Annotated in this window: 17 protein-coding genes; 6 read left to right on the top strand and 11 right to left on the bottom strand. The window is 60.4% G+C overall.

All coding sequences use genetic code 11. From position 1 onward, the window contains the following. The first annotated feature begins 21 nt into the window (after window positions 1-21). Genes ftsZ (NQ492_RS07005) through NQ492_RS06990 form a run of 4 tightly spaced genes read left to right on the top strand, consistent with a single transcriptional unit; the run spans window position 22 to window position 4487 of the window. Window positions 22-1251 carry a cell division protein FtsZ gene (gene ftsZ, locus NQ492_RS07005; protein WP_015546994.1) on the top strand — a complete coding sequence of 410 codons (1230 nt, stop codon included), beginning with the start codon at window positions 22-24 and terminating at the stop codon, window positions 1249-1251. A gap of 47 nt (window positions 1252-1298) precedes the next feature. Then, window positions 1299-2627, top strand: coding sequence for a cell division protein FtsZ (ftsZ, locus tag NQ492_RS07000; protein WP_044054293.1), 1329 nt, complete (start codon window positions 1299-1301; stop codon window positions 2625-2627). 16 nt (window positions 2628-2643) lie between these two features. After that, entirely contained in the window at window positions 2644-3924 is a 1281-nt protein-coding gene (gene gldE, locus NQ492_RS06995; protein ID WP_022061684.1) for a gliding motility-associated protein GldE, read from the top strand. After that, window positions 3921-4487: a 4'-phosphopantetheinyl transferase family protein gene (locus NQ492_RS06990; protein ID WP_015546997.1), complete on the top strand. Its 567-nt coding sequence runs from the start codon at window positions 3921-3923 to the stop codon at window positions 4485-4487. The genes gldE and NQ492_RS06990 overlap by 4 nt, the downstream gene beginning before the upstream one ends. Here NQ492_RS06990 and NQ492_RS06985 read toward each other — a convergent pair. Then, window positions 4484-5908 (bottom strand): BamA/TamA family outer membrane protein, encoded by a 1425-nt coding sequence (locus NQ492_RS06985; protein ID WP_015546998.1) that lies wholly within the window; start codon window positions 5906-5908, stop codon window positions 4484-4486. The genes NQ492_RS06990 and NQ492_RS06985 overlap by 4 nt on opposite strands. A gap of 136 nt (window positions 5909-6044) precedes the next feature. Here NQ492_RS06985 and NQ492_RS06980 point away from each other — a divergent pair, with 136 nt between their 5' ends. Beyond that, window positions 6045-6686, top strand: coding sequence for a pentapeptide repeat-containing protein (locus NQ492_RS06980; RefSeq protein WP_022061683.1), 642 nt, complete (start codon window positions 6045-6047; stop codon window positions 6684-6686). A 306-nt stretch (window positions 6687-6992) separates the two neighbouring features. Here NQ492_RS06980 and NQ492_RS06975 read toward each other — a convergent pair whose 3' ends face one another. The 10 genes from NQ492_RS06975 to NQ492_RS06930 all read right to left on the bottom strand — a co-directional run bounded on the left by NQ492_RS06975 (window position 6993) and on the right by NQ492_RS06930 (window position 19761). Further along, complete coding sequence (locus NQ492_RS06975; RefSeq protein WP_015547002.1) at window positions 6993-8201, bottom strand: C1 family peptidase; 1209 nt, start codon at window positions 8199-8201, stop codon at window positions 6993-6995. Between the two features lie 102 nt (window positions 8202-8303). Then, a complete protein-coding gene (gene topA, locus NQ492_RS06970) occupies window positions 8304-10601 on the bottom strand; it encodes a type I DNA topoisomerase (RefSeq protein ID WP_015547003.1) in 2298 nt (765 codons plus the stop codon). A 78-nt stretch (window positions 10602-10679) separates the two neighbouring features. Beyond that, window positions 10680-12350: a DUF4270 domain-containing protein gene (locus tag NQ492_RS06965; protein WP_015547004.1), complete on the bottom strand. Its 1671-nt coding sequence runs from the start codon at window positions 12348-12350 to the stop codon at window positions 10680-10682. Next, window positions 12334-13140, bottom strand: coding sequence for a glycogen/starch synthase (locus NQ492_RS06960; RefSeq protein WP_015547005.1), 807 nt, complete (start codon window positions 13138-13140; stop codon window positions 12334-12336). Before NQ492_RS06960 ends, NQ492_RS06965 begins: the two co-directional genes overlap by 17 nt. Before the next feature lie 40 nt (window positions 13141-13180). Next, the gene (gene queA, locus NQ492_RS06955; protein ID WP_022062659.1) at window positions 13181-14230 is read right to left on the bottom strand and encodes a tRNA preQ1(34) S-adenosylmethionine ribosyltransferase-isomerase QueA; all 1050 of its coding nucleotides are present in this window, start codon (window positions 14228-14230) and stop codon (window positions 13181-13183) included. Window positions 14231-14369: 139 nt separating this feature from the next. Next, on the bottom strand, window positions 14370-15086 hold the full coding sequence (truB, locus tag NQ492_RS06950) for a tRNA pseudouridine(55) synthase TruB (protein WP_015547007.1): 717 nt from the start codon (window positions 15084-15086) through the stop codon (window positions 14370-14372). Continuing rightward, the gene (locus NQ492_RS06945) at window positions 15086-15877 is read right to left on the bottom strand and encodes an undecaprenyl-diphosphate phosphatase (RefSeq protein WP_015547008.1); all 792 of its coding nucleotides are present in this window, start codon (window positions 15875-15877) and stop codon (window positions 15086-15088) included. The genes truB and NQ492_RS06945 overlap by 1 nt, the downstream gene beginning before the upstream one ends. A gap of 101 nt (window positions 15878-15978) precedes the next feature. Next, entirely contained in the window at window positions 15979-16239 is a 261-nt protein-coding gene (locus NQ492_RS06940) for a DUF3098 domain-containing protein (RefSeq protein ID WP_015547009.1), read from the bottom strand. After that, the gene (locus tag NQ492_RS06935) at window positions 16240-17121 is read right to left on the bottom strand and encodes a cell division protein FtsX (RefSeq protein WP_015547010.1); all 882 of its coding nucleotides are present in this window, start codon (window positions 17119-17121) and stop codon (window positions 16240-16242) included. It lies immediately after the preceding gene. Between the two features lie 147 nt (window positions 17122-17268). Beyond that, a complete protein-coding gene (locus NQ492_RS06930) occupies window positions 17269-19761 on the bottom strand; it encodes a YfhO family protein (protein ID WP_015547011.1) in 2493 nt (830 codons plus the stop codon). A gap of 87 nt (window positions 19762-19848) precedes the next feature. Between NQ492_RS06930 and NQ492_RS06925 the strand changes: the two genes are divergently transcribed. After that, the gene (locus NQ492_RS06925; protein WP_015547012.1) at window positions 19849-20838 is read left to right on the top strand and encodes a polyprenyl synthetase family protein; all 990 of its coding nucleotides are present in this window, start codon (window positions 19849-19851) and stop codon (window positions 20836-20838) included. Window positions 20839-20842: the final 4 nt, after the last annotated feature.

Raw genomic sequence — 20842 nt, 5'->3', positions numbered from 1 at the left:
TACCGGGGAATACGGAAGGCGATGGACGAATTGATGGCAGAGATACAGGTTCCGCGGGACGAATCCTCGTTGATTATGGTGATCGGCGTGGGCGGCGCAGGCTGCAATGCCGTGTCTAACATGTGGCATGCGGGAGTGAAAGGCGTCACCTATCTGGCCTGCAATACAGACCGGAAATCTTTGAATATCAATCCCGTCAGCAATAAGGTCCGCCTCGGGACCGAAGGCCTTGGGGCCGGAAACCGTCCCGAACGGGGGCGGGATGCGGCGATCGCTTCGTTGGAGGACATCCGCCGTTATCTGATGGAATCGGGTTGCCGGATGGTGTTCATTACCGCCGGCATGGGCGGAGGAACCGGAACCGGAGCGGCTCCGGTCATCGCCAAACTGGCCAAGGAGATGGAAATGCTGACGGTAGGTATTGTCACTTCGCCGCTGGTGAGCGAGGGAAAACGGCGTTGGAAACAGGCCATGGAGGCTATCGCCCAGTTGGAGCAGAATGTCGATGCGCTGTTGGTGATCGACAATGACAACGTGGTGCGGGCTTATGACGATCTTCCGCTGCATGAGGCTTTCAGCCGCGCCGACGATGTGTTGAGCACAGCTACGCGGGGAATTGCCGAGATCGTGACCCGGGAAAGCGACTTGGTGGGCGTCGACTTCGCCGATGTGGCCGAAGTGATGCGCAATTGCGGCCGGGCGCATATGAGCGTGACTTCGGCATGCGGTGAAAACCGGGTCGACGAGGTTCTGAAAGCGTCGCTTTGCTCCCCGTTATTGGGTCATCAGGAGATTACCGGGGCGAAAAATATCCTGTTGAATTTTTCGGTTCCGGACTCCGATGAACTGAAAACCCGGGAGGTGAAGCAGGTGCTGGACCTTATTCAGCGTTATGCCAATGGCGATCGGAAGAATGTGGGATTGAGTGAAACCAATATCATTTGGGGGACGAGTATCAATCCGCAGATGGAGTCGGGTACTTTGGAACTGGTGATTATAGCTACGGGATTCGAGGTCCCGGATACGAATCCCGGCGTTGCCGGATGGGAGGATGGTCCGTCACGGACGAGGGCGCATGTTTTTGCCGTGTCGGAAAATCCCGAACGCCCGGAAATCCCGGAAAAAGGGCGGGAAGAGCCTGTGATGGCCGGCGACGGTGAGACTTTGCAGGGCGTATGGGGTGAACTGTCCCGAAAGGTTTCGGGTTGGGTTGGCCGGGTTTTCGAGGGAGAGGACACCCCCATGGAGTGACGGAATTCCGGAATAAATTGAGTTAAGGAGATAAAGAATCAAAGGATATGACAGACGAATTGATGTCGGAAATCAAGGTCCCGCGCACGGACGGCTCGATCATTACGGTGGTCGGCGTCGGCGGCGCAGGGGGCAATGCCGTAAACCATATGTGGAACCTCGGGATCAGGGGCGTTACGTTCATGGTCTGCAACACCGACCAGCAGGCGCTCGACAAAAGCCCCGTTGAGCGGAAGATCCGCCTCGGCTCCGAAGGTCTCGGAGCCGGGAACGATCCGGAGAACGGCCGCCGCGCGGCCGTCGAGTCGCTGCCCGAAATCCGTCAGGTGCTCGAAGAGGCCGGTACGAAGATGCTCTTCATCACCGCCGGCATGGGCGGCGGAACGGGCACGGGAGCATCGCCCGTCATCGCCAAGCTGGCCAAGGAGATGGGGCTGCTGACCGTGGCCATCGTCACCTCGCCGCTGGCCGTCGAGGGCAAGATCCGTTACGAACAGGCGTTCCGCGGTATCGAGGAGCTGCGCCAGAACACCGATTCGCTGCTGATCATCAACAACGAAAACATTCTGGAAATCTACGGCCGCCTCTCGCTGAAGCAGGCTTTCGGCAAGGCCGACGACATTCTGGCCTCTGCGGCCAAGGGTATCGCGGAGATCATCACCGTCGAGAGCGATCTGGTGAACGTCGACTTCGCCGATGTCTCGAAGGTGATGCGCAACAGCGGCCGGGCGCATATGGCCGTGGCTACGGCCGACGGCGACAAGCGCGCCGAGGCGGTGGCCGAAGCGTCGCTGCGCTCCCCGCTGCTGGATCACAACCTGATTTCGGGCGCCAAGAACATCCTGCTGAATATTTCGGTGTCGGACGCCGACGCCCTGATGTACGAGGAGGTGGTGCAGATTCTGGAGTATATTCAGGCCCACGCCAGCGTGCAGGACGACAACGGGGTGATCCACAACGCCAACATCATTTGGGGTACGAGCGAGAAGCCGCAGCTGGGCAATTTCATCGAGCTGGTGGTCGTGGCCACGGGATTCGAAGGCGACGCGCAGCCCGGCGTGATGAAGCAGATCATTCCCCCGGCCCGCACCGTCGAACCGGCCGTCAAGGAGACGTCCGCCGCGGCACCCGTGCTGGAGCCGATCAAACCCCTGCCCCCCAAACCCGCCCAGCGTCAGCCCGAACTGGTGATGCTCGGCGCCAAGCCGACCCGTTACAGCAACATCGACACCCTGCTGGCCAAACCCGCCTACCAGTCGCGCAACTCGAAGTTCATCGTGCGCGTCCCCGGCAGCCGCAAGGAGGTGCTGAAGGACGATACGACCGATGCCCAGGCGCAGAAAGAGGAGTCGCAGGGCGGCTCGCTATTCGATTAACTAACCGATTTTCAATTTGGAAGACGCGCATTCCTGGATTACGTTCAACGGGTTTTCACCCCATATCGCCGTGCTTTGCGCGGTGACGCTCTGCCTGTTGTGTGTTTCGGCGCTCGTTTCGGGGGCCGAGACTTCTTTTTTCTCCCTCTCGCACAATGATATACGTCATTTGCAGAGCCGCAGAAGCGCATCGGCCGCCGCCATGCTGCGGCTGCTGGCGAACGTCGACCTGCTGCTGGCCACGATCCTGGTGGTCAACAATCTGGTGAATATCTGCATCGTCATCCTCACGGCCGGGATCATCGACTCGGTCTTCACTTTCCTGCGGTTCGAGTTCCTGTTCAAGACCGTGCTGGTGACTTTCCTGCTGCTGCTTTTCGGCGAGATACTGCCCAAAGTGCTGGCGCAGACGATTCCCCTGCGCTTCGCCTCGATGGTGGCCCGTCCGCTGCTGGTGCTGCGGTGGGTTTTCTATCCGCTCTCCTATGCGCTGGTCCGCACGAGCAGCCGCATCAGCGAAAAGGCCGCGCACAAGAGCGAGATTTCGCTCGACGAACTGGCCGACGCCGTCGACATGACGCAGAGTTCCAGCCCCGAGGAGCACGTGATGCTTTCGGGCATCGTCAACTTCGTCAATACCGAAGTGCAGGAGATTATGAAACCCCGTGTGGACATCACGGCGCTCTCCATGACGGCCGATTACGAGACGGTCAAGAGGACGATCATCGAATCGGGCTTCTCGCGCATCCCGGTCTACGAGGAGGATGTGGACAATATCCGCGGGACGCTCTACGTCAAGGACCTGCTGCCCTACATCAACAACGGCGGCGATTTCGCGTGGCAGCAGTTGATCCGCAAACCCTATTTCGTCCCCGAGCACAAAAAGATCAACGACCTGCTGGCCGACTTCCAGTCGAACAAGGTCCACATGGCCATCGTCGTCGACGAGTACGGTTCGACGCTGGGGCTGGTGTCGCTCGAAGACATCATCGAAGAGATCGTCGGCGAGATTTCCGACGAGAGCGACAACGACGAGTGCTTCTACACGCGGCTCGACGCCAAGAGCTATATTTTCGAGGGAAAGACCCACCTCGGGGATTTCGAGCGTATCCTCGACATCGGCGAGGACGTTTTCGCCGACGTCCGGGGCGAGGCCGAAACCCTTGCCGGGCTGATGCTCGAACTCAAACGCGACTTTCCGCGCAAAGGCGACGTCTTCACTTCGCACGACCTGCGTTTCACGGTGCAGGAGATGGACGGCCACCGGGTCGATAAAATCCGCGTCGACCTTCAATGATTCCGGCCCTGTGGACATCGCCGCCGCTGACGGCCGAAGAGTCCGCCCGGTGGACGACTTCCGAAGAACGTGCCGCGGCAGCCGGGTTCGTGTCGGAACGCCGCCGGGCCGAGTTCCTTACGTGGCGGGCTGTGGTGCGCCGCGAACTGGGGGACGACGTCGGGATCGCCTACGATGCGCTGGGCGCCCCGGTGCTGACGAACCGGGCCGTCCATATCTCCGTCGCCCATTGCGCCGGCCGCATCGCGGTCTGCGCCTCCCCGGAGCGTTGCGCCGTGGACATCGAACCCGCAACGCGCGATTTCAGACGTGCCGCGAGCCGCTACCTGACGCCTGAAGAGGAGGCCCTTTCCGACGACCCGCTTCTGCCGGGGATCGTCTGGTGTGCAAAAGAGACGCTCTACAAGTATGCCGGACGCCGGGAGCTGGATTTCCGGAGGGATCTGCACGTCGTGCGGCTCGACCTTGCTGCCGGGACGCTGGCGGGACGGATCGGAAACGGAGAGCCGGTCAGGCTCTCCGTCTCTCTGGACGAAGGTTTTATCCTCGTATATATTCTTTAGAATGCTTCCGAAGCGGTGAACAGGAACGCCGAGGATCGCTTGCGGTCCCACGGCAGATTCTGGTTGCCGAAATTGCCCCAGCCGTAATCGAGGCGGATGTTCATGCGGTTCTTGAATTCGAAGCGGTAGCCGCAGCCGAAACTGCAAAGCGTGTTTCCCCAGCGGAATTTCTCCGTGCCCCAGACCTGCCCGCCGCCGATCCATCCCACGATGCCGTGGCGGCGGTAGATTTTCTGCCGCAGTTCGATCTGCGTTTCCACCAGTTTTTTGTCGCGGTAGCGTCCCTCGTAGTAACCGCGCATGCGTTCCATGCCGCCCATTTTGGCGTACATGTGCCACGAGGGGGTTCCGGTCGTGGCGTCGGCGTAGAGGTCGCAGGCCAGCACGGCCCCTTTCCAGAGTTTCTGGTAGAAGTCGAAGGTCAGCGTGAAGCGTCCGAACGTGCGGCGCGTGTTTCCCAGCCATTCGGGATACCATTTGGCCTCGGCCTTGATGAAGATGCCCTTCGAGGCGTTGAACGTCACGTCGCGCGTGTCGTACTGGGCGAAAAGCCCGACATTGGCGTTGAAGGCGTTGGGCTTGTCGCCCGTCGTGGCGATGTAATTCGAGAACGGGTCCTGTTTCGCAGGGTCGTAGCGTCCCTCCTGCCAGAGGTTGTAAAGCTCGCCCATCTTGCCGCCCGGAACCGGTTTTCCGGACTCTACGTCGGCCTGGATGCCGTTCATGCGGTCGGCCATGCCCGAATTTTTGTACTTGGCTCCGGAGTAGTCGATGCCGCCGCTGACGCCGATGTAGAAGCGGCCCACGAGCGAGGTGCAGTAGGAGATGCGGAAGGCGCCCATCGTCGTGGTGAGGTCCTGGGCGTAACCCTCCTTGCCGGCGTTGTAACCCACGCCGTAGAAGGCGCCGGGGAAGTAGACGAATGCGCCCGAGTAGCTCAGCCGCTGTTTGTTGTGGTTGTAGATGTTGTCGCCCGAAAAGCGCAGCAGCACGAATTTCTCGGTCGTGAAGTTGCCGTAAATCGAAATGTTCGACGGTGCGGTGACCGAGTCGGTGCGGTCGAGCCGGTAGAGTCCCGCCAGCAGGAATCCGATGCCGAAGCCTACGTCCGAGGAGTAGTTGGGTCCCGGGGCGATGCTCCAGTCGATCTTCTTTTCGAAGGTGCGGTCCACGTTCGAACGGCTGTAATAGTCGATGATGCGGCGGATCAGCCCCGGACGTTTCACCGGAGCGGCGAGGGCTGAAGTGTCGGCCATCCGGACGTGCCTGGCGTTCGGGTGCGCCTCGGCCTGTCCGATCTGTGAAAGCGTAGTTTCGGTCGATGGGAAATTCTCCTTCGAGGTGTCCTTGTTCTGGGCCGACGCGCGCAGCGCGGCTGTCGTCAGCAAAACGGTGAGGAGAAGGAAACAGGTCTTTTTCATGAATTTGGAGCTCGGAGTCGACAGCAAAGATAACCAATATTTCCGGTTGCGCAAAATGAACAATCCCAACCCCCGGAAGTAGTAACGAAACGGGTAAAAATTCCTACCTTTGCGGCAATTCAAACAATTGCCGCCCATGGAAATCGCCGCACCGCAACTGCTCCGGGAGTCAGCAGCGTCCGCTGATCCCGTTCGGATGACCCGTGACGAGGAGATCGCCGACGCTTCGTTCCGCGCTGCGGACTTCGCATCGCTCGACCGCGAGCACCTTTCGGTGCAGGGATGCCTCTTCACGGGCTGTCTCTTCGCGGGGAGCGTGCTTGCCCGTTCGCAGTTTTCGGACGTGGTTTTCCGCAACTGCGATTTCTCGAACGCCGACTTGCTGGGGTGCAGTCTCCACCGCGTACGGTTCGCCGACTGCAAACTTTCGGGAACGAATTTCGCCGAAACCGCGCTCAACCACCTGCTGTTCGAACGTTGCAAGGGCGAGTTCGCCAATTTCGCCTTTTCGCGGCTGCGCACGGTGCGTTTTGCGGGCTGTCCGATGCATGGCGCCGCTTTCGGGGACTGCCGTTTCGAACGTGTCGAGTTTGCGCAGTGCGACCTGACACAGGCCGAATTCTTCGGCACCCGCCTGCGCGGACTTTCTTTCGCCGATTCGGACATCCGCGGCATTCGCGTTCGCGAGATCGGGTCGTTTGAATTGAAAGGATTGAAAATTAGTCCATTGCAGGCTGTTGAGCTGGCCCGTCTGCTGGGCGTCGAAATCGAAGAATAGAGATTTATTCAAAAAAATTACAAATTTTATAAAAAATCTTAATAAAATATTTGGAAGTTTGGTTTCCGCGCACTACTTTTGTCCTGTCTTAAATGATAAAATATTTTAAGAATTAATTAAAATTATTTAGTATGAAAGCAAGGATTAACGAGTGGTTCCGTACCGCCCTGATCATGTTGGGAGAGAGCATCAAACTGCGCGAGATGTAAAATCTCCCTTTCAGTAGACTTAAAAACTTAAACTTCGATAAACGAACAGCCCGGCTTGCAAAAGCCGGGCTGTTTTGTCGTTGCGGGGATCGTCGGTCTATTTGACGCCGATTTTCTTGAGAATCGCCTTCGGAACGGCGTTTTTGTTGACCAGCACGGTCATCGTCTTGTAGGCGACGAACGGGCGCGAGAAATACCAGTAGCCGTCGTAGGGACCTGTCGTGTTCCACGAGTTCTTGACCTTGTAGTAGGGCGTTCCGTTCTGGTCGGTGGCCGTGCCCACGATCTGCATGCCGTGGTCGTCGGTGGTCTCGTAGTTGTCGTAGCCTTTCTGGCGAAGCTCCTGCGTGACGGTGCGCTCCCTGCCGGGTTTGTCGAACTTGTAGAGCGCCTCGTCCTTCTCCTTCTGGGTGAGTTTGCCCCACTTCTCGGCTTCGGTTCCCTGCATGCCTTCGAGGTCGGCTTCAGGGACGATGCCCAGACCTTTGGTGCGGCTGAACCCCTTCTCGCTCACGTCGGTTCCCCAGGAGATCGTGTAACCCTTCTCCAGTGAGTTGTCGATGATCTGCATGAACTCGTCCAGAGGCACGTTCCATACCTTGTCCCAGTTCCAGTTGTCGGGGACCTCCATGGCGAACTCCGTGTAGAAGGGGTGGTGGGTGAACGAGGTGAATTCGATGTAGTCGCCGAGGTCGATCGGCAGCGACGCGGCGAACGACGCCGGGGTGTACTCCCTGCCCCGGTAGGTGAACTTCCCGGGCATCGGGCCGAAATAAGCGTCGAGGATGCCGTTCAGCCCGGCCTGCCAGGCCGTCGTGAGGCGGCTGTCGCTGCGCTTCCCGCCGGCCTTGATCACCGCGTCGGCGTAGGCCTTGATCACGGCGTCGATCTCATCGAAATTGGGCTTGTCGTAGCCGTAGTTCAGTCCCGGATAGACCTCCTCGGGGACGATGCCGTACGCCTCGATGCCGTGCAGCACATCGTGGGCCTGTCCGCCGACGGCGAGGTTCAGCGAGCCGTGCAGGCGGACGTATTTCACGGCCTTTTCGAAGTAGATGTTGCGCACGATCCACATCTCCGAAAGGTCCAGTTCGGGACCTCCGGCGCGGAGGATTTCGCTTTCGAAGAACGAGAGGGTCGAGTAACACCAGCAGGTTCCGCTGCGGCTCTGGTCCTTGACCGGGGTGACGGGCAGGATTTTGACGTCGGTGAAACGGTAGCCTTCCGGGGCGGCCGTGTCGGGCGTTTGTGCCGCGGCTCCGAGTGCGTAGCAGAGCGCAAGTGCGGCGAGAATCGGTTTTTTCATCAATCGTTCGGTTTTCGGTGTTTGCTTTCTTGCGGGTCGTTTCGCAGTCCCGGTACGGTTTTCCGTTTCGCGGCCAGACCCTTCCCCTCTTGTCCGGGGCGGTTACTTTTTCGATCCTGCGACGATCTTCAGACAGTCGTCGAGGGTGAGTTCCTCGGGCTTCGCTCCCTTCGGCAGGCGGTAGTTTTTGCCCTTGTAGGCGATGTAGGGTCCGTAGCGGCCGTTCTTAACGAGCATGTCGGCATCTTCGGGGAAACTCTTCATCGGCGTGTTGGCCGCGGCCGCGGCCGCCTGGTGTGCGCGGACGATCTCAACGGCGCGGTCGTAGCCGATCGTGTAGGGGTCGTCGGTCTTTGCCAGCGACGCGAACGACTTTCCGTAGCGCACGTAGGGTCCGTACTTGCCGATGCCGACCATCAGCTCCTCGCCGTCCAGCTGTCCCAGGTCGCGGGGCAGGGCGAAAAGCTCCAGCGCCTCTTCGAGCGTGATCGACTCGATCAGCTGGCCCTTTTTGAGCGACGCGAAGCGTCCCTTCTCGCCTTCGTTCCCTTCGATCTCGACCATCGGGCCGTAACGGCCGATGCGCGCCTTCACGATGTGCCCCGTCTTGGGATCGTTGCCCAGAATGCGCACTTCGCGCGTCTTGGCGGTCTGCGTCGTGATGGCCGAATCGACCATCTTGTGGAAGGGACCGTAGAACTCGTCGATCATCTTGTCCCAGGTGATGTCGCCCTCGGCGATGCGGTCGAACTCCTTCTCTACGCTGGCCGTGAAGTTGTAGTCGATGATCGGGCCGAACTGCTCCTCCAGGTAATCGTTGACCACCATGCCGATGTCGGTCGGCGAAAGTCGGTTTTTCTCTTTGCCGTAGTTTTCCGAGAGGGTCTTCGAGGCGATCTTTTCGCCCGTGAGCGTCAGCTGTGCGTAGTTGCGCTTCTGCCCGTCCCTGTTCTGTTTGACGACGTAGCCGCGGTTGATGATCGTGGTGATCGTCGGGGCGTAGGTCGAAGGACGGCCGATGCCCAGCTCTTCGAGGCGTTTGACGAGCGAGGCCTCGTTATAGCGCGCCGGAGCCGAGGTGAAGCGCTCTGTGGCGGTGATCTGCGACGGGAGGACCCGGTCGCCGGCCGTGAGTTTCGGCAGCAGCCCCTCGCCGCTCTCGGCAGCCTGGTCGTCGTCCGTGGATTCGGAGTAGAGGCGCAGGAAGCCGTCGAAACGGACCACCTCGCCCTGTGCGACGAACTGGTTCGAACTGCCCGACATGTCGATGGTGATGGTCGTGCGGTCCAATTCGGCGCAGACCATCTGCGAGGCGACCGTGCGCTTCCAGATCAGGTCGTAGAGTTTCTTCTCGGCGGGCGTGCCCTCGATCTCCTGACGCTCGATGTACGACGGGCGGATGGCCTCGTGGGCCTCCTGCGCACCTTTGGTCTTGGTCTTGTAGTTGAACCAGCGCGAATATTTCTCGCCGTAGAGTTTCGTGATCTCCTCCTTGCACTGGGCCAGCGCCTGCTGCGAGAGGTTCACCGAGTCGGTACGCATGTAGGTGATCAGACCCTGCTCGTAGAGGTGCTGCGCGACGGACATCGTCTGCGATACGGACATGCCCAGCTTGCGGCCCGCCTCCTGCTGGAGCGTCGAGGTGGTGAACGGCGGCGCGGGGTAGCGCTGTGCGGGTTTCTCCTCGGCCTTGGCCACCGTGAATGTGGCGCCGATGCAGCTTTGCAGGAAGGTTTCGGCCTGCGCCTCGGTCTCGAAACGCGACGAAAGTTCGGCCTTGAAGAGCGTCTTCTCCGGGTCTCCGGCGGCGTAGAACTGGGCCACGACACGGAAATAGGCTGCCGAGCGGAAGGCGATGATCTCGCGTTCGCGCTCCACGATCAGGCGCACGGCGACCGACTGCACGCGGCCTGCCGACAGCGCCGGACGTACCTTCTTCCACAGCACCGGCGACAGCTCGAAGCCGACCAGCCGGTCGAGGATGCGGCGTGCCTGCTGGGCGTTGACCAGGTCCATATTGACCGTGCGCGGCTTCTCGATGGCTTCCAGAATCGCCCGCTTGGTGATTTCGTGGAAGACGATGCGCTTGGTCCGGTCGACGGGGAGACCCAACACTTCGGTCAGGTGCCATGCGATGGCTTCTCCTTCGCGGTCCTCATCGGAGGCGAGCCAGACGGTCTTCGACTTGGCCAGCTTCGTGAGTTCGTCGACCACTTTCTTCTTGTCGCCGGGGATTTCGTATACGGGCTTGTAGCCTTCTCCGATATTGATGCCGAGATCCTTCTTCGCAAGGTCGCGGATGTGTCCGAAGCTCGATTTTACGATAAAGTCCTTGCCGAGAAACTTCTCGATGGTCTTGGCCTTGGCGGGGGACTCTACGATTACTAAATTTTCCTGCATTGCTGTTTTGATGGCTTTTTCAGAAAAGCGAAAACCTAAGCATTACACTTAGGTTCCGCAAAAGGGGTTATCTGTTGTTTACTTGATCAGGTTGTACGCCATACTGAAACGGATCGGGGCGTTGTTCGGTTCGGCAGTCCCGGCCTGTGTCGGCATGCCCTGCAACACGCCGAACGAGGTCGTGTAGAGGCCGTACGCTTCGGGTCCGATGTATACCGAGCGGTTCTTGACTTTGTCCCAGTCGATGTTCGCAACCTCGCCGCCCGCATCTGCCTTGGCTTCCATGTAACTGTTCCAGAGCTGCTGCATGTAGCCCGTGATGTCCATTACGTAGCAGCCGCGGCTGCGGTTGATCTTGCCGTTGTAGGCGAGCGTTACCGAAGAACCGTAGTTCTGCTCGTAGATGTAGGCGTAGTCCGAAATCGGCGTCAGCGTCTTGTAATTGGTGTACATGCCCAGCCGCGCCGGGTATGCGTTCATCTGGTCGGTCATGCGCAGGATGTCGCCGGCCGTTCCGTCCGCGATCTTCTCCCACTCGTAGTCGCTGTCGTTGAAGTAGATCGACATGCGTACCTGGCTGAACGCGAGTGTTTTGAAATTCTTGCCGTCGGCATTTCCCTTGGCGATCTCCGCCTCCAGCTCCGCGAAGAACTCCGGGCTGAAGGTCATCTCGGTCACCACGCCGCCCATGCCCTCGACATAGACGAGGGGATTTTCGGGCCGGTTCTCGGCCGTCTCGCGGGCTTCCTCTATGTTTATCCTTCGGGCGATCGTGGCCTCCTCGTAGTCGTGCTTGACGTTGTTTACCGAGACGCTGCCGAATTCCGCGCCGTCTTTGTAGAAGTAGTAGACCATGCCGATCGTGTCCTTGATCAGCGAGGGGTCGTCCTTCACGCGGTTACGTCCGTAGACCGACAGGCCCGAATAGGTCAGTTCCGTGGCGAAGATCGTTCCCTTGCCGTACTCGGTGAGCGGCTTCTCGGGGTTCGGGGCGATGTAAAGTCCCTTGAACGCCTCGACCCAGTATTTCAGGCTGTCGGCGCTGTAAATCGAGTAGTCGCCGGCATACTCGCCCTCCTGAAGCATCAGGCGGCGGATGTATTTTTTACCCGCTTCGGTCGGCTCCAACGTCACGGCCGACGTGGTCGAGGGGTATTTGCCCTCACCGCCGAGCGTGAAGGTGAAGAGCGGCTCGTCGGGGTTGTAGACGCCTTCCGCCACGGGGTCGAAATTGAGGTAGAAGGTCGAGTCGCGCTGCGATTTGTTGGGCGCTATGGGTTTCTCGGTGAGGTATTTGTTGCTGACGACCTCGTAGACCGCGAAGGACTGCTCGGTCACCGAGTCGCGGCCGAAGCTGGTCACCTTGAGCAAGATCTGCGCCGAGTCGAAGATCGGCATGTAGCCGAAGTAGCCTGAATCGACCTTGTAATAGTTGACCATCTGCGAAAGGAATCCCGCGGAACGGTGGCCCAGCGTGTCGTTGAGCATCGAACCCATGTAGCCGTAGGTGATGTTCGAACTGACGATCGAATCGGTCTGGAACAGGCGTGTTTCGACGTATTTCTTCGGGTTCAGTTCGTCGGCCCGGGGGAGCTGAACGTATCCCGCCCTCATCTGCTGGTTGTCGGGGATGAGGTTTCCGCCCAGCGTATCGTCCACCTTGGTACAGCCCCCGAGGGTCAGTCCTATCGTGGCAGCCAGCGCTGCAACGGGGAGCAGCATGCGGCGGAAGTTATTGAATCGCTTCATAGAATCGGTTGTAATTATCGAAAAAGTCCTCTGCCTCGGGCGATTGGTATTCGAGCATCGGCTTTCCGCTCGCGCGGGCCATGTCCAATACTTTCGGGTCGACATCCGGGGATGCCGCAACCACTCCGTCGGCATATTCCATAACGAAGCGACAGAGGTTTTCGTATGACGGAGTGTCGAGAATCGCAAGATTTTTGTCCTTGACGCCTTCGCCGGCGATCTTGGCGCCGAATCCGGGATCGAGTTCCCCGGAGAAGCCGTCGCCGTAGAGCGACACCACGACCTTGACGTCGCGGAAGATCGGGTCGTCGGCGAAGATCCGTTTCAGGTAAACGGGAACCACGGCCGTGAACCAGCCGTGGCAGTGCACCACCGTCGGGGTCCAGCGCAGTTTCTTGACCGTTTCCAGTACGCCGCGGGCGAAAAAGATGGCCCGTTCGTCGTTGTCCTGAAAGTAGTTGTCCGCGCCGTCGGTCAGCACCGCCTTGCGCGAGAAGTAGTCGTCGTTGTCGATGAAATAAATCTGTACGCGCGCCGCGGGTATCGACGCCACCTTGATAATCAGCTGGTGGTCGTTGTCGTCGATGATGAGGTTCATGCCCGACAGCCGGATAACCTCATGCAGCTGGTGCCTGCGCTCGTTGATGCAGCCGTAGCGGGGCATGAAGGTGCGGATCTCGTTCCCGCGTTCCTGCATTGCCTGCGTCAGCGCACGGCAAAGCCGGGAACCCTCCGTTTCTGGAAGATAGGGGGTGATCTCCTGACACACGTACAGAATTTTGCTTGCCATGGTTTTGAGGGTTTATATCTGCAAAGGTAGTGAAAAAAAATTAAAGAATGAGCATCGCGTCTCCGTAAGTGCCGAAACGATACCCCTCTTCCTTGGCTACCTTGTAGGCGTTCATCACGGTTTCGTAACCGCCGAAAGCCGCCACCATCATCAGCTGGGTCGAGTAGGGCAGATGGAGGTTGGTCACCATGGCGTCGGCCACGGTGAATTCGTAGGGGGCGAAAATGAACTTGTTGGTCCAGCCTTCCATGGGTTTGATCATGCCGTTGGTCGATACGGCGGTTTCGATCGTGCGCATCACCGTCGTGCCGATCGCCACGACCTTGCGCTCCTGCCGTTTGGCCGCGTTGACCGCTTCGGCGGCGGCCTCCTCGACGAAGAACTGCTCGGAGTCCATCTTGTGCTTCGAGAGGTCCTCGACGTCCACCGTGCGGAAGTTTCCCAGCCCGACGTGCAGCGTCACGAACGTCTTGTCGATGCCCTTGATCTCCATGCGCTTCATCAGGTGTTTCGAGAAGTGCATGCCGGCCGTCGGGGCAGCCACGGCGCCCTCCTTCTCGGCGAAGATGGTCTGGTAACGCTCGGCGTCCTCGGGTTCGACCTTCTCGCGTACCCACTTCGGCAGAGGCGTTTCGCCCAGCGCGAAGAGCGCATGCTTGAACTCCTCGTAGGAGCCGTCGAACAGGAAGCGCAGCGTGCGGCCGCGCGAGGTGGTGTTGTCGATCACCTCGGCCACCAGCAGGTCGTCGTCGCCGAAGTAGAGTTTGTTGCCGATACGGATTTTGCGCGCGGGGTCCACCAGCACGTCCCACAGCCGCAGTTCGCGGTTGAGTTCCCGCAGCAGGAAGATTTCGATTTCGGCGCCGGTCTTCTCCTTGTTGCCGTAGAGGCGTGCCGGGAAAACCTTCGTGTCGTTGAAGACGAACAGGTCCTTTTCGTCGAAATACTCGATGATGTCCTTGAAGATACGGTGCTCGATAGTGCCTTTGGCGCGGTTGATGACCATCAGACGCGACTCGTCGCGATTGTCGGCCGGGTATTTGGCCAGCATTTCGGGTGAAAAGTCATACCCGTACTGCGATAATTTCATAGATGAACGCTCTTTTTTACGTAATGTGGTTCGACATTTTCTGCGTTCGGCGGGGCCTGAAACGCGGTTTTGCCTCTGCCCCGCCTGCCGGAAAGGTTCCGGAAAACAAAGACAGATTATTTTTTATACGCAAAAAAGTCTATTTTGTTTCAAGTTTTTGCAGATTTTCAAGAAATTCGTCCAGCTCATAGGATTTTTCGAGCGTGAAGCCGCCGCTGCGCGTGCGGCGCAGCGAGGTGAGGTGCGCCCCGCTGCGGAGCGCCTGTCCGATCTCGTGGGCCAGCGAGCGGATGTAGGTTCCCTTGCTGCAACGCACGCGGATACGCACCCGCGGCAGGTCGTATTCCACGATCTCCATTTCGTAAATGTTGATCAGCGCCTGGCGTACGGCGACCTCCTCGCCGGCGCGGGCCAGTTCGTAGGCCCGTGTGCCGTCGATCTTCTTGGCCGAGTAGACGGGCGGGGTTTGGAGCCGCTCGCCGGTGAGCGAGGCGAGGGCTTCGGCGACCGCTTCCCGCGTGATGTGCTCCCACGGGTAGGTCCGGTCTATCTCGTGTTCCAGATCGTGGCTCGGGGTCGTGGCGCCCAGCATCACGTCGGCCACATACTCCTTCTCCTCGGCTTGCAGGGCGTCGACGAGTTTGGTGGCGCGGCCGATGCAGACCAGCAGGATGCCCGTGGCCAGCGGGTCGAGCGTCCCGGCGTGTCCGACCTTGATTTTGCGGTAACCCAGCCTGCGGAGCGCGAATTTGATTTTGCGCACCACGTCGGTCGAGGTCCAGCGCAGGGGCTTGTCCACGACGGCGATGTATCCGTCCTCGAAATTGATGCCGCGGAGGTCCAGTGCTTCTTTCATCAGCAGAAATAGCTTGTGATCGACACCAGTCCCGCAACGGTGCAGTAGACGGCGAACCAGATGAGTTTGCCCCGCTTCACGACCTCGATCATGAATTTGCAGGCCAGACATCCCGTGATGAACGATGCGAGGAATCCGGCGATGAGCGGCCCTGCGGCGATACCGGCGGTCAGATCGCCGCTTGTCGCCTGGAGCAGGGTCTCGCCCAGGATCGGAGCCAGCACCATCAGGAACGAGAACTGCGCCACGGCGGCTTTCTTGTTGCCCAGCAGCAGGCCTGTGGCGATGGTCGAACCCGACCGCGAAAGTCCCGGCATGGCGGCGCATGCCTGTGCCAGTCCGATGATCAGGGCGTCGCGGTAGGAGATCGTCTCCTTCTGCCGCGGCTTGGCGTAGTAGGCGAAGGCCAGCAGCGCGGCCGTCACGAGGAGCATCGCGCCCACGACGGCGAGGATGTAGGGTGCGTTGAGCAGGTCGTTGATCCGGTCCTTGAGCAGGAACCCGACGATGCCGATGGGGATCATCGAGAGGACGAGTTTCAGTACGTAGGCCTGCTCTTCGTTGAACCGGCGCGAGAACAGTCCTTTCAGGAGGCGCCAGACTTCGCTCCACAGCACGACGATCGTGCTCAACACCGTGGCGGCGTGGAGCGCCACGTCGAACGTGAGGTTTTCTTCGAGTTGTACGCCCAGCACCTCCTTGGCGATCTGGAGATGACCGCTGCTTGAAACGGGCAGGAATTCGGTGATGCCCTGCACGATGCCGAGCAGGATAGCTTGCAGTGTGTCCATTTATTTTTTAGAAAGGGTCTTGAGTTGTCGGCTGTTCCGGTCCGCCGGCCGTTGCCGGGCGGGTCTCCCCGCCGGGACGGCGTTCCGCAACGGGCCGGGAATTACTTGTAACGTCGCATGATCGCATAGATCTCGATGACGAAGCCGCCGATCACGAGGATCGGGGCCAGCGTGATGCGCCTCCACGAGAACATCGCGTAGTTGAATTCGTCGGGCGAGTCGCTGCCTCCGCCGGCCATCAGGACGAAGCCTAGGAGGATGACCGCGAAACCGATCGCCAGCAGGACGTAGTTGCGCCGCGTAAGGGGCATGCGGGGATTTTCCGGTACGGGGTCCTGCGCGTTCTTCTGTTCGTTTTTCATTTAATAAAGGTATATCTTGTTCGACTTCATGTTGATGAATTTGTTGAGGGCCGCAAAGGTGAAAAGCCCCGAGATGATGATGCCGCCCGCAATCATCGAGCCGAGGATGATGGCGATTTTGCCGGCTTCGGCAATGGTCATCAGTTCGGGAACCGCCTCGTTCAGTCCGTAGACGGCCAGACCGAACAAGGCCGAGGCGGCCGTGCCGGCCAGGATTCCCTGCGTGAGGCTGCTTCCGAGAAAGGGCCGCATGATGAACCACTTGGTGGCCCCGACCAGCTTCATCGTGTTGATCAGGTAGCGTTTCGAAAAGATCGCCAGCCGGATGGTGTTGCTCAGCAGGATCAGCGAAATGACCAGCAGCGCGCCGCCGAAGAGCAGCAGCACGAGGCGTATCTTGTTCACCGTGGCGTGCAGCCGCTCGGCCATCAGCGCCGGGTACGACACGCGGTCGACGCCTTCGATGCGTCCGGCGGCGGCGATGAACGAGTCGAGCAGCTCCTTGTCGGAGGATGCCGACGTGAGCGTGAGTTCGAACGAATCCAGCAGCGGGTTCTCCGGCAGGATCTCCTCGAACGAACTGCCGAACATCTTGCGGAACTCCTCCTCCTCGGCTTTCTCCTCCTTGGCGGAGTAGGCGATCGTCGCGACCATCTCCTCGGCGGTCAGGCGTTTGCTGATGGTCTCTTTCTGCGCCTCCGAAAGCCCGTTCTTCAACTCCACGGTGACGGCGATGCTCTCCTGGAGCGTGTCGGCGACCTTCAGCGCCGCGACCATCAGGTAACCCACCGATCCCAGCAGGAACAGCACGAGCGTGATGCTCACCGTCGACACGATGTAGGAGTTGCGGACCTTTCGCTTCAGTCTTTTATCGTCTTTCATGGCGTTTGTCGTGATAATGGCAAATTTCGGGCTTCCCTTGTTGCCGCGAATCGGAAATAGGCCGGCTGTGTCCGATCCGCAACCCCTGCGCGAAACCCGAAATTTTACGCACGCTGACGACAAACGGGTTTGCGCGGGTCGCCCTTTTTATTTCTCTTTTTCCGTTCTTTTTCTAAAACAATAGGCCAGCGCCGCGACGGCTCCCAGCAGGATCGCGAGCGACGCCGCGAGCGTCACGCCTTCGACGGCCGTCCAGCCCGGTGCGCGGAACCGCCATTCGACGGTGTGCGTGCCGGCGGGCAGCGTCATCGCCCGCAGGACGTAGTCGGCCCGGAAGTAGGGGCTTTCCTCGCCGTCGACATAGGCCTTCCAGCCCTGGTCGTAAAAAATCTCCGAGAACACCGCCACCGCCTCTTCGGGGAGCGTGTATTCGTATTTGAGGTAGTTCGGGCGGTACTCCGTGAGCTCGATCCGGGCGGAGGCGTAGATGCCGAGGGGCATGGGCCGCGATGCGCTCTTCGCCGGATTCTGCCCCGACACCACCGCTGTCGTGCGGAGGTCCGTCTTGCCCAGCAGGTCGATTTCCGCCTGCGCCGAGGGGGCGTAGATGACGCTGTCGACGAACCACGCCGCTCCGAAGGCCGTCGTGCGGCACTGCGCTTCGGGCTGCCCCTCCTTGCCCGGAACGATCAGGTAGCGCGTGTTGAGCATGTCGAGCACTCCGTCGTCGGCGTTGGAAAGGTAACGGTCGATCAGATCCTGGTAGCGGGCCAGCTTCGCCCCGTGGTAACCGCCCACCGAGCGGTGGAAATAGGAGGTCGTGGCGTCGTTGAAGGGGCTGACCGTGAGGTTCAGCACCCGGTAGCCCGGGTCCTTGTCCTGCATGATCGCCTTGTCGGCCGCCGAGGCCGTCACCTGGTTGCGGCGCGGCGAGACGAAATTCTCCGACGAGAGGAACCGCAGGTCGACCGGCACGAGGTCCAGCAGCATCACGCCCGCGAGCAGGCCCGTCAGTACGTATCGGTTGATCCGGCGCAGGGCGAACAGCGCCACGCCGCCCGCCGCCAGCAGGATCATCACGAGCGAACGCCATGCGTCGGCCCGCATCATCGCCGCGCGGTCGGCGGCCATCGCGTCGGCCGTCGCTTCGGCCCATTCGATGTCCATTCCGCGGTCGATGTACGACCGCATGTTGTTGCTTTCGAAGATGTGACGGAACGTATCGGTCATATAGTCCGCGCTTTCGGCGCGTCCGAAGTCGAAGAGCGATCCTCCGGCGACGGCCAGCAGCAGACACGCTCCCCCGGTGATTCCCGCAGCCCATGCCAGCGCGCGCAGCAGCCGTTCGCGGGGAATCTCCCCCTTCCAGAGCCGCATCAGGGCCAGCGCCCCCAGCAGCGGCACGGCCCATTGCACGACGACGAGCGTCATCGAGACGGTGCGGAATTTATTGTATCCGGGCAGGTATTTGAACGCGAATTCGGTGAACCCCATCAGGTTGCGGCCCCAGGCCAGCAGAATCATCACGACGCATGCGGCGATGATCCACCATTTGTTGCGCCCCCGGGCCAGCGCGATGCCCAGCGCGGCGAGGAACACCGCCGCGGCGCCCAGATAGGTCGGGCCGCCCGTGTAGGGCTGCGTGCCCCAGTAGGCCGAGAGCTGCTGCGCCGCGCCGCGCAGACCGTAGTCGTTCAGCACGGCCGCCGTCTGTCCGTCGGCCGGGAAGGTCGTGCCCGATTCGCGGCCCATGAAGTCGGGTACGAGCAGGTTGAGGGTTTCGGCCTTGCCGTAGCTCCACGCCGTCGCATAGTCGAGTGCGAGGCCGTTTTTCGAGGTTTCGGCCGTCGCGGCAAGCTCCGATCCGCCGCGGATGGTCTCCTTCGAGTGGCGGGCCGTGTACCACAGGGGCGAGAAATTCGATCCTACGGCCAGGATGCCCGCCGCGACGAGCGCCGCGGTGCGCAGGGAAAAATCGCGCAGACGTCCCTCCCTAAAAGAAAGGATTCCTTCGCTGATCCAGAATGCGGCCATCGCCACGAGGAAATAATAGGTGATCTGCGGGTGGTTGGCGCCGATTTCGAGCGACGCCGCAAGCCCCGTGAGCGCCGCGCCGCACCAGACGTTGCCCCGCAGGGTCATCCACGCGCCGCCCATCATCAGCGGGGCGTAGACCAGCGCCCACATTTTCGTGACGTGCCCCGCGCCGATGATCAGCAGGAAGTAGGTCGAAAGCCCGTAGGCCAGCGCCGCGACGATGCCCACCCACGGGTTGATCCCGACGATCAGCAGCATGAGCCACATCGAGACCATGGCGAAAAACAGGAATCCGGCGGGCGTGTCGATGATCTTCACGACCTGTCCGACGGTCCGCTTCACCAGCTGGGCCGGATAGGCCACGTTGATCAGGTAGGCCGGCATGCCGCCGAACATGCCGCCCGTCCACTGCGGGTCTTCGCCCGTCGCGGCGCGCATGTCGCTGATATCCTTGGCCATGCCTTCGTATTGGATGACGTCGTGCTGGGGCAGCGCTTCGCCCCGGAACTGCGGGGCGAAATAGGCGGCGCTCACCACGAAAAAGAGTGCGAAGGCCGCCAGGGCCGGCAGCAGTTTTGATCTTATAGTGTTCGAAAAATCCATTCCAGCGTGTCTTAACCGATTGCCAAAGGTACGAAAAAACATTGACAGTCCGTGTCTTCATTGCGAAAAATGACTATCTTTGCGGATATGATTACACTCGATGACATCCGCAAACCCGTGACTGCGGAACTGGAGGCCCTCGACGAATTCGTAGACCGCCAGTTCACGGCCGAGGGGGAGCTGCTCTCCGATATGCTGCGTTACGCCCTTTCGGCGCGCGGCAAAGGCATCCGTCCCATGCTCGTCATGCTTTCGGCGGCGATGAACGCCCCGGTGAAAGGGGCCGCCGCGGGCCGCAGGGCCTGTCTGGCCGCCATGCTGGTCGAAATGATCCACGTCGCGTCGCTGATCCACGACGACGTGATCGACGAGGCCGACATGCGCCGCGGCAAACCCTCGGCCAACGCCCGCTGGCAGTCGCACAAAGCCGTGATCCTGGGTGATTACATCCTTGCCAAAAACATGAACATAGGCTTGCAGAGCGGGCAGTTCGACCTCGTTACGCACGTCTGCGGGTCGATGGCCGCGCTGTGCGAGGGCGAGGTCCTGCAGGACGAGTGCGCCGCCAACAGCACGATGACCCGCCAGGCCTATCTTGACATCATCTATAAGAAAACCGCGAGCCTTCTGGGCGTCAGCGCGTCGGCCGGGGCGCTGGCCGTGGGCGCCACGCGCGACCGGGTGGCCACGATGCGGCGTTTCGGCGAAGCCGTGGGCATGGCCTTCCAGATTCAGGACGACATTCTCGACTATACCCCGACGGCCCACACGGGCAAACCCGCCAACAACGACCTGCGCGAAGGGAAAATCACCCTGCCGCTGCTGTCTGTGCTCGACCGCGCTTCGGATTCCCGCCGCAGGGAGCTGCTCGAACGGCTCTCCCGCTGTCACGAGAGCGACGAGGAGGTCGAGTACCTGCGCTCCACGGTCGAGAACGAGGGCGGCCTCTCTTTCGCCGCCGAGGTGATGCAGGGCTACATCGCCCGCGCCGTGGAGATGCTCTCCGACTATCCCGATTCCGAATACCGTTCGGCGCTGGTCAACCTCTGCGCCTACATCGCCGAACGGGACCGATGACCCC

Origin of the sequence: Alistipes shahii WAL 8301 (genome assembly GCF_025145845.1) — a bacterium.
GTDB lineage: Bacteria > Bacteroidota > Bacteroidia > Bacteroidales > Rikenellaceae > Alistipes > Alistipes shahii.
The sequence above is the reverse complement of the archived record's forward strand: the minus strand, read 5'-3'. Positions and strand labels throughout refer to the sequence as shown.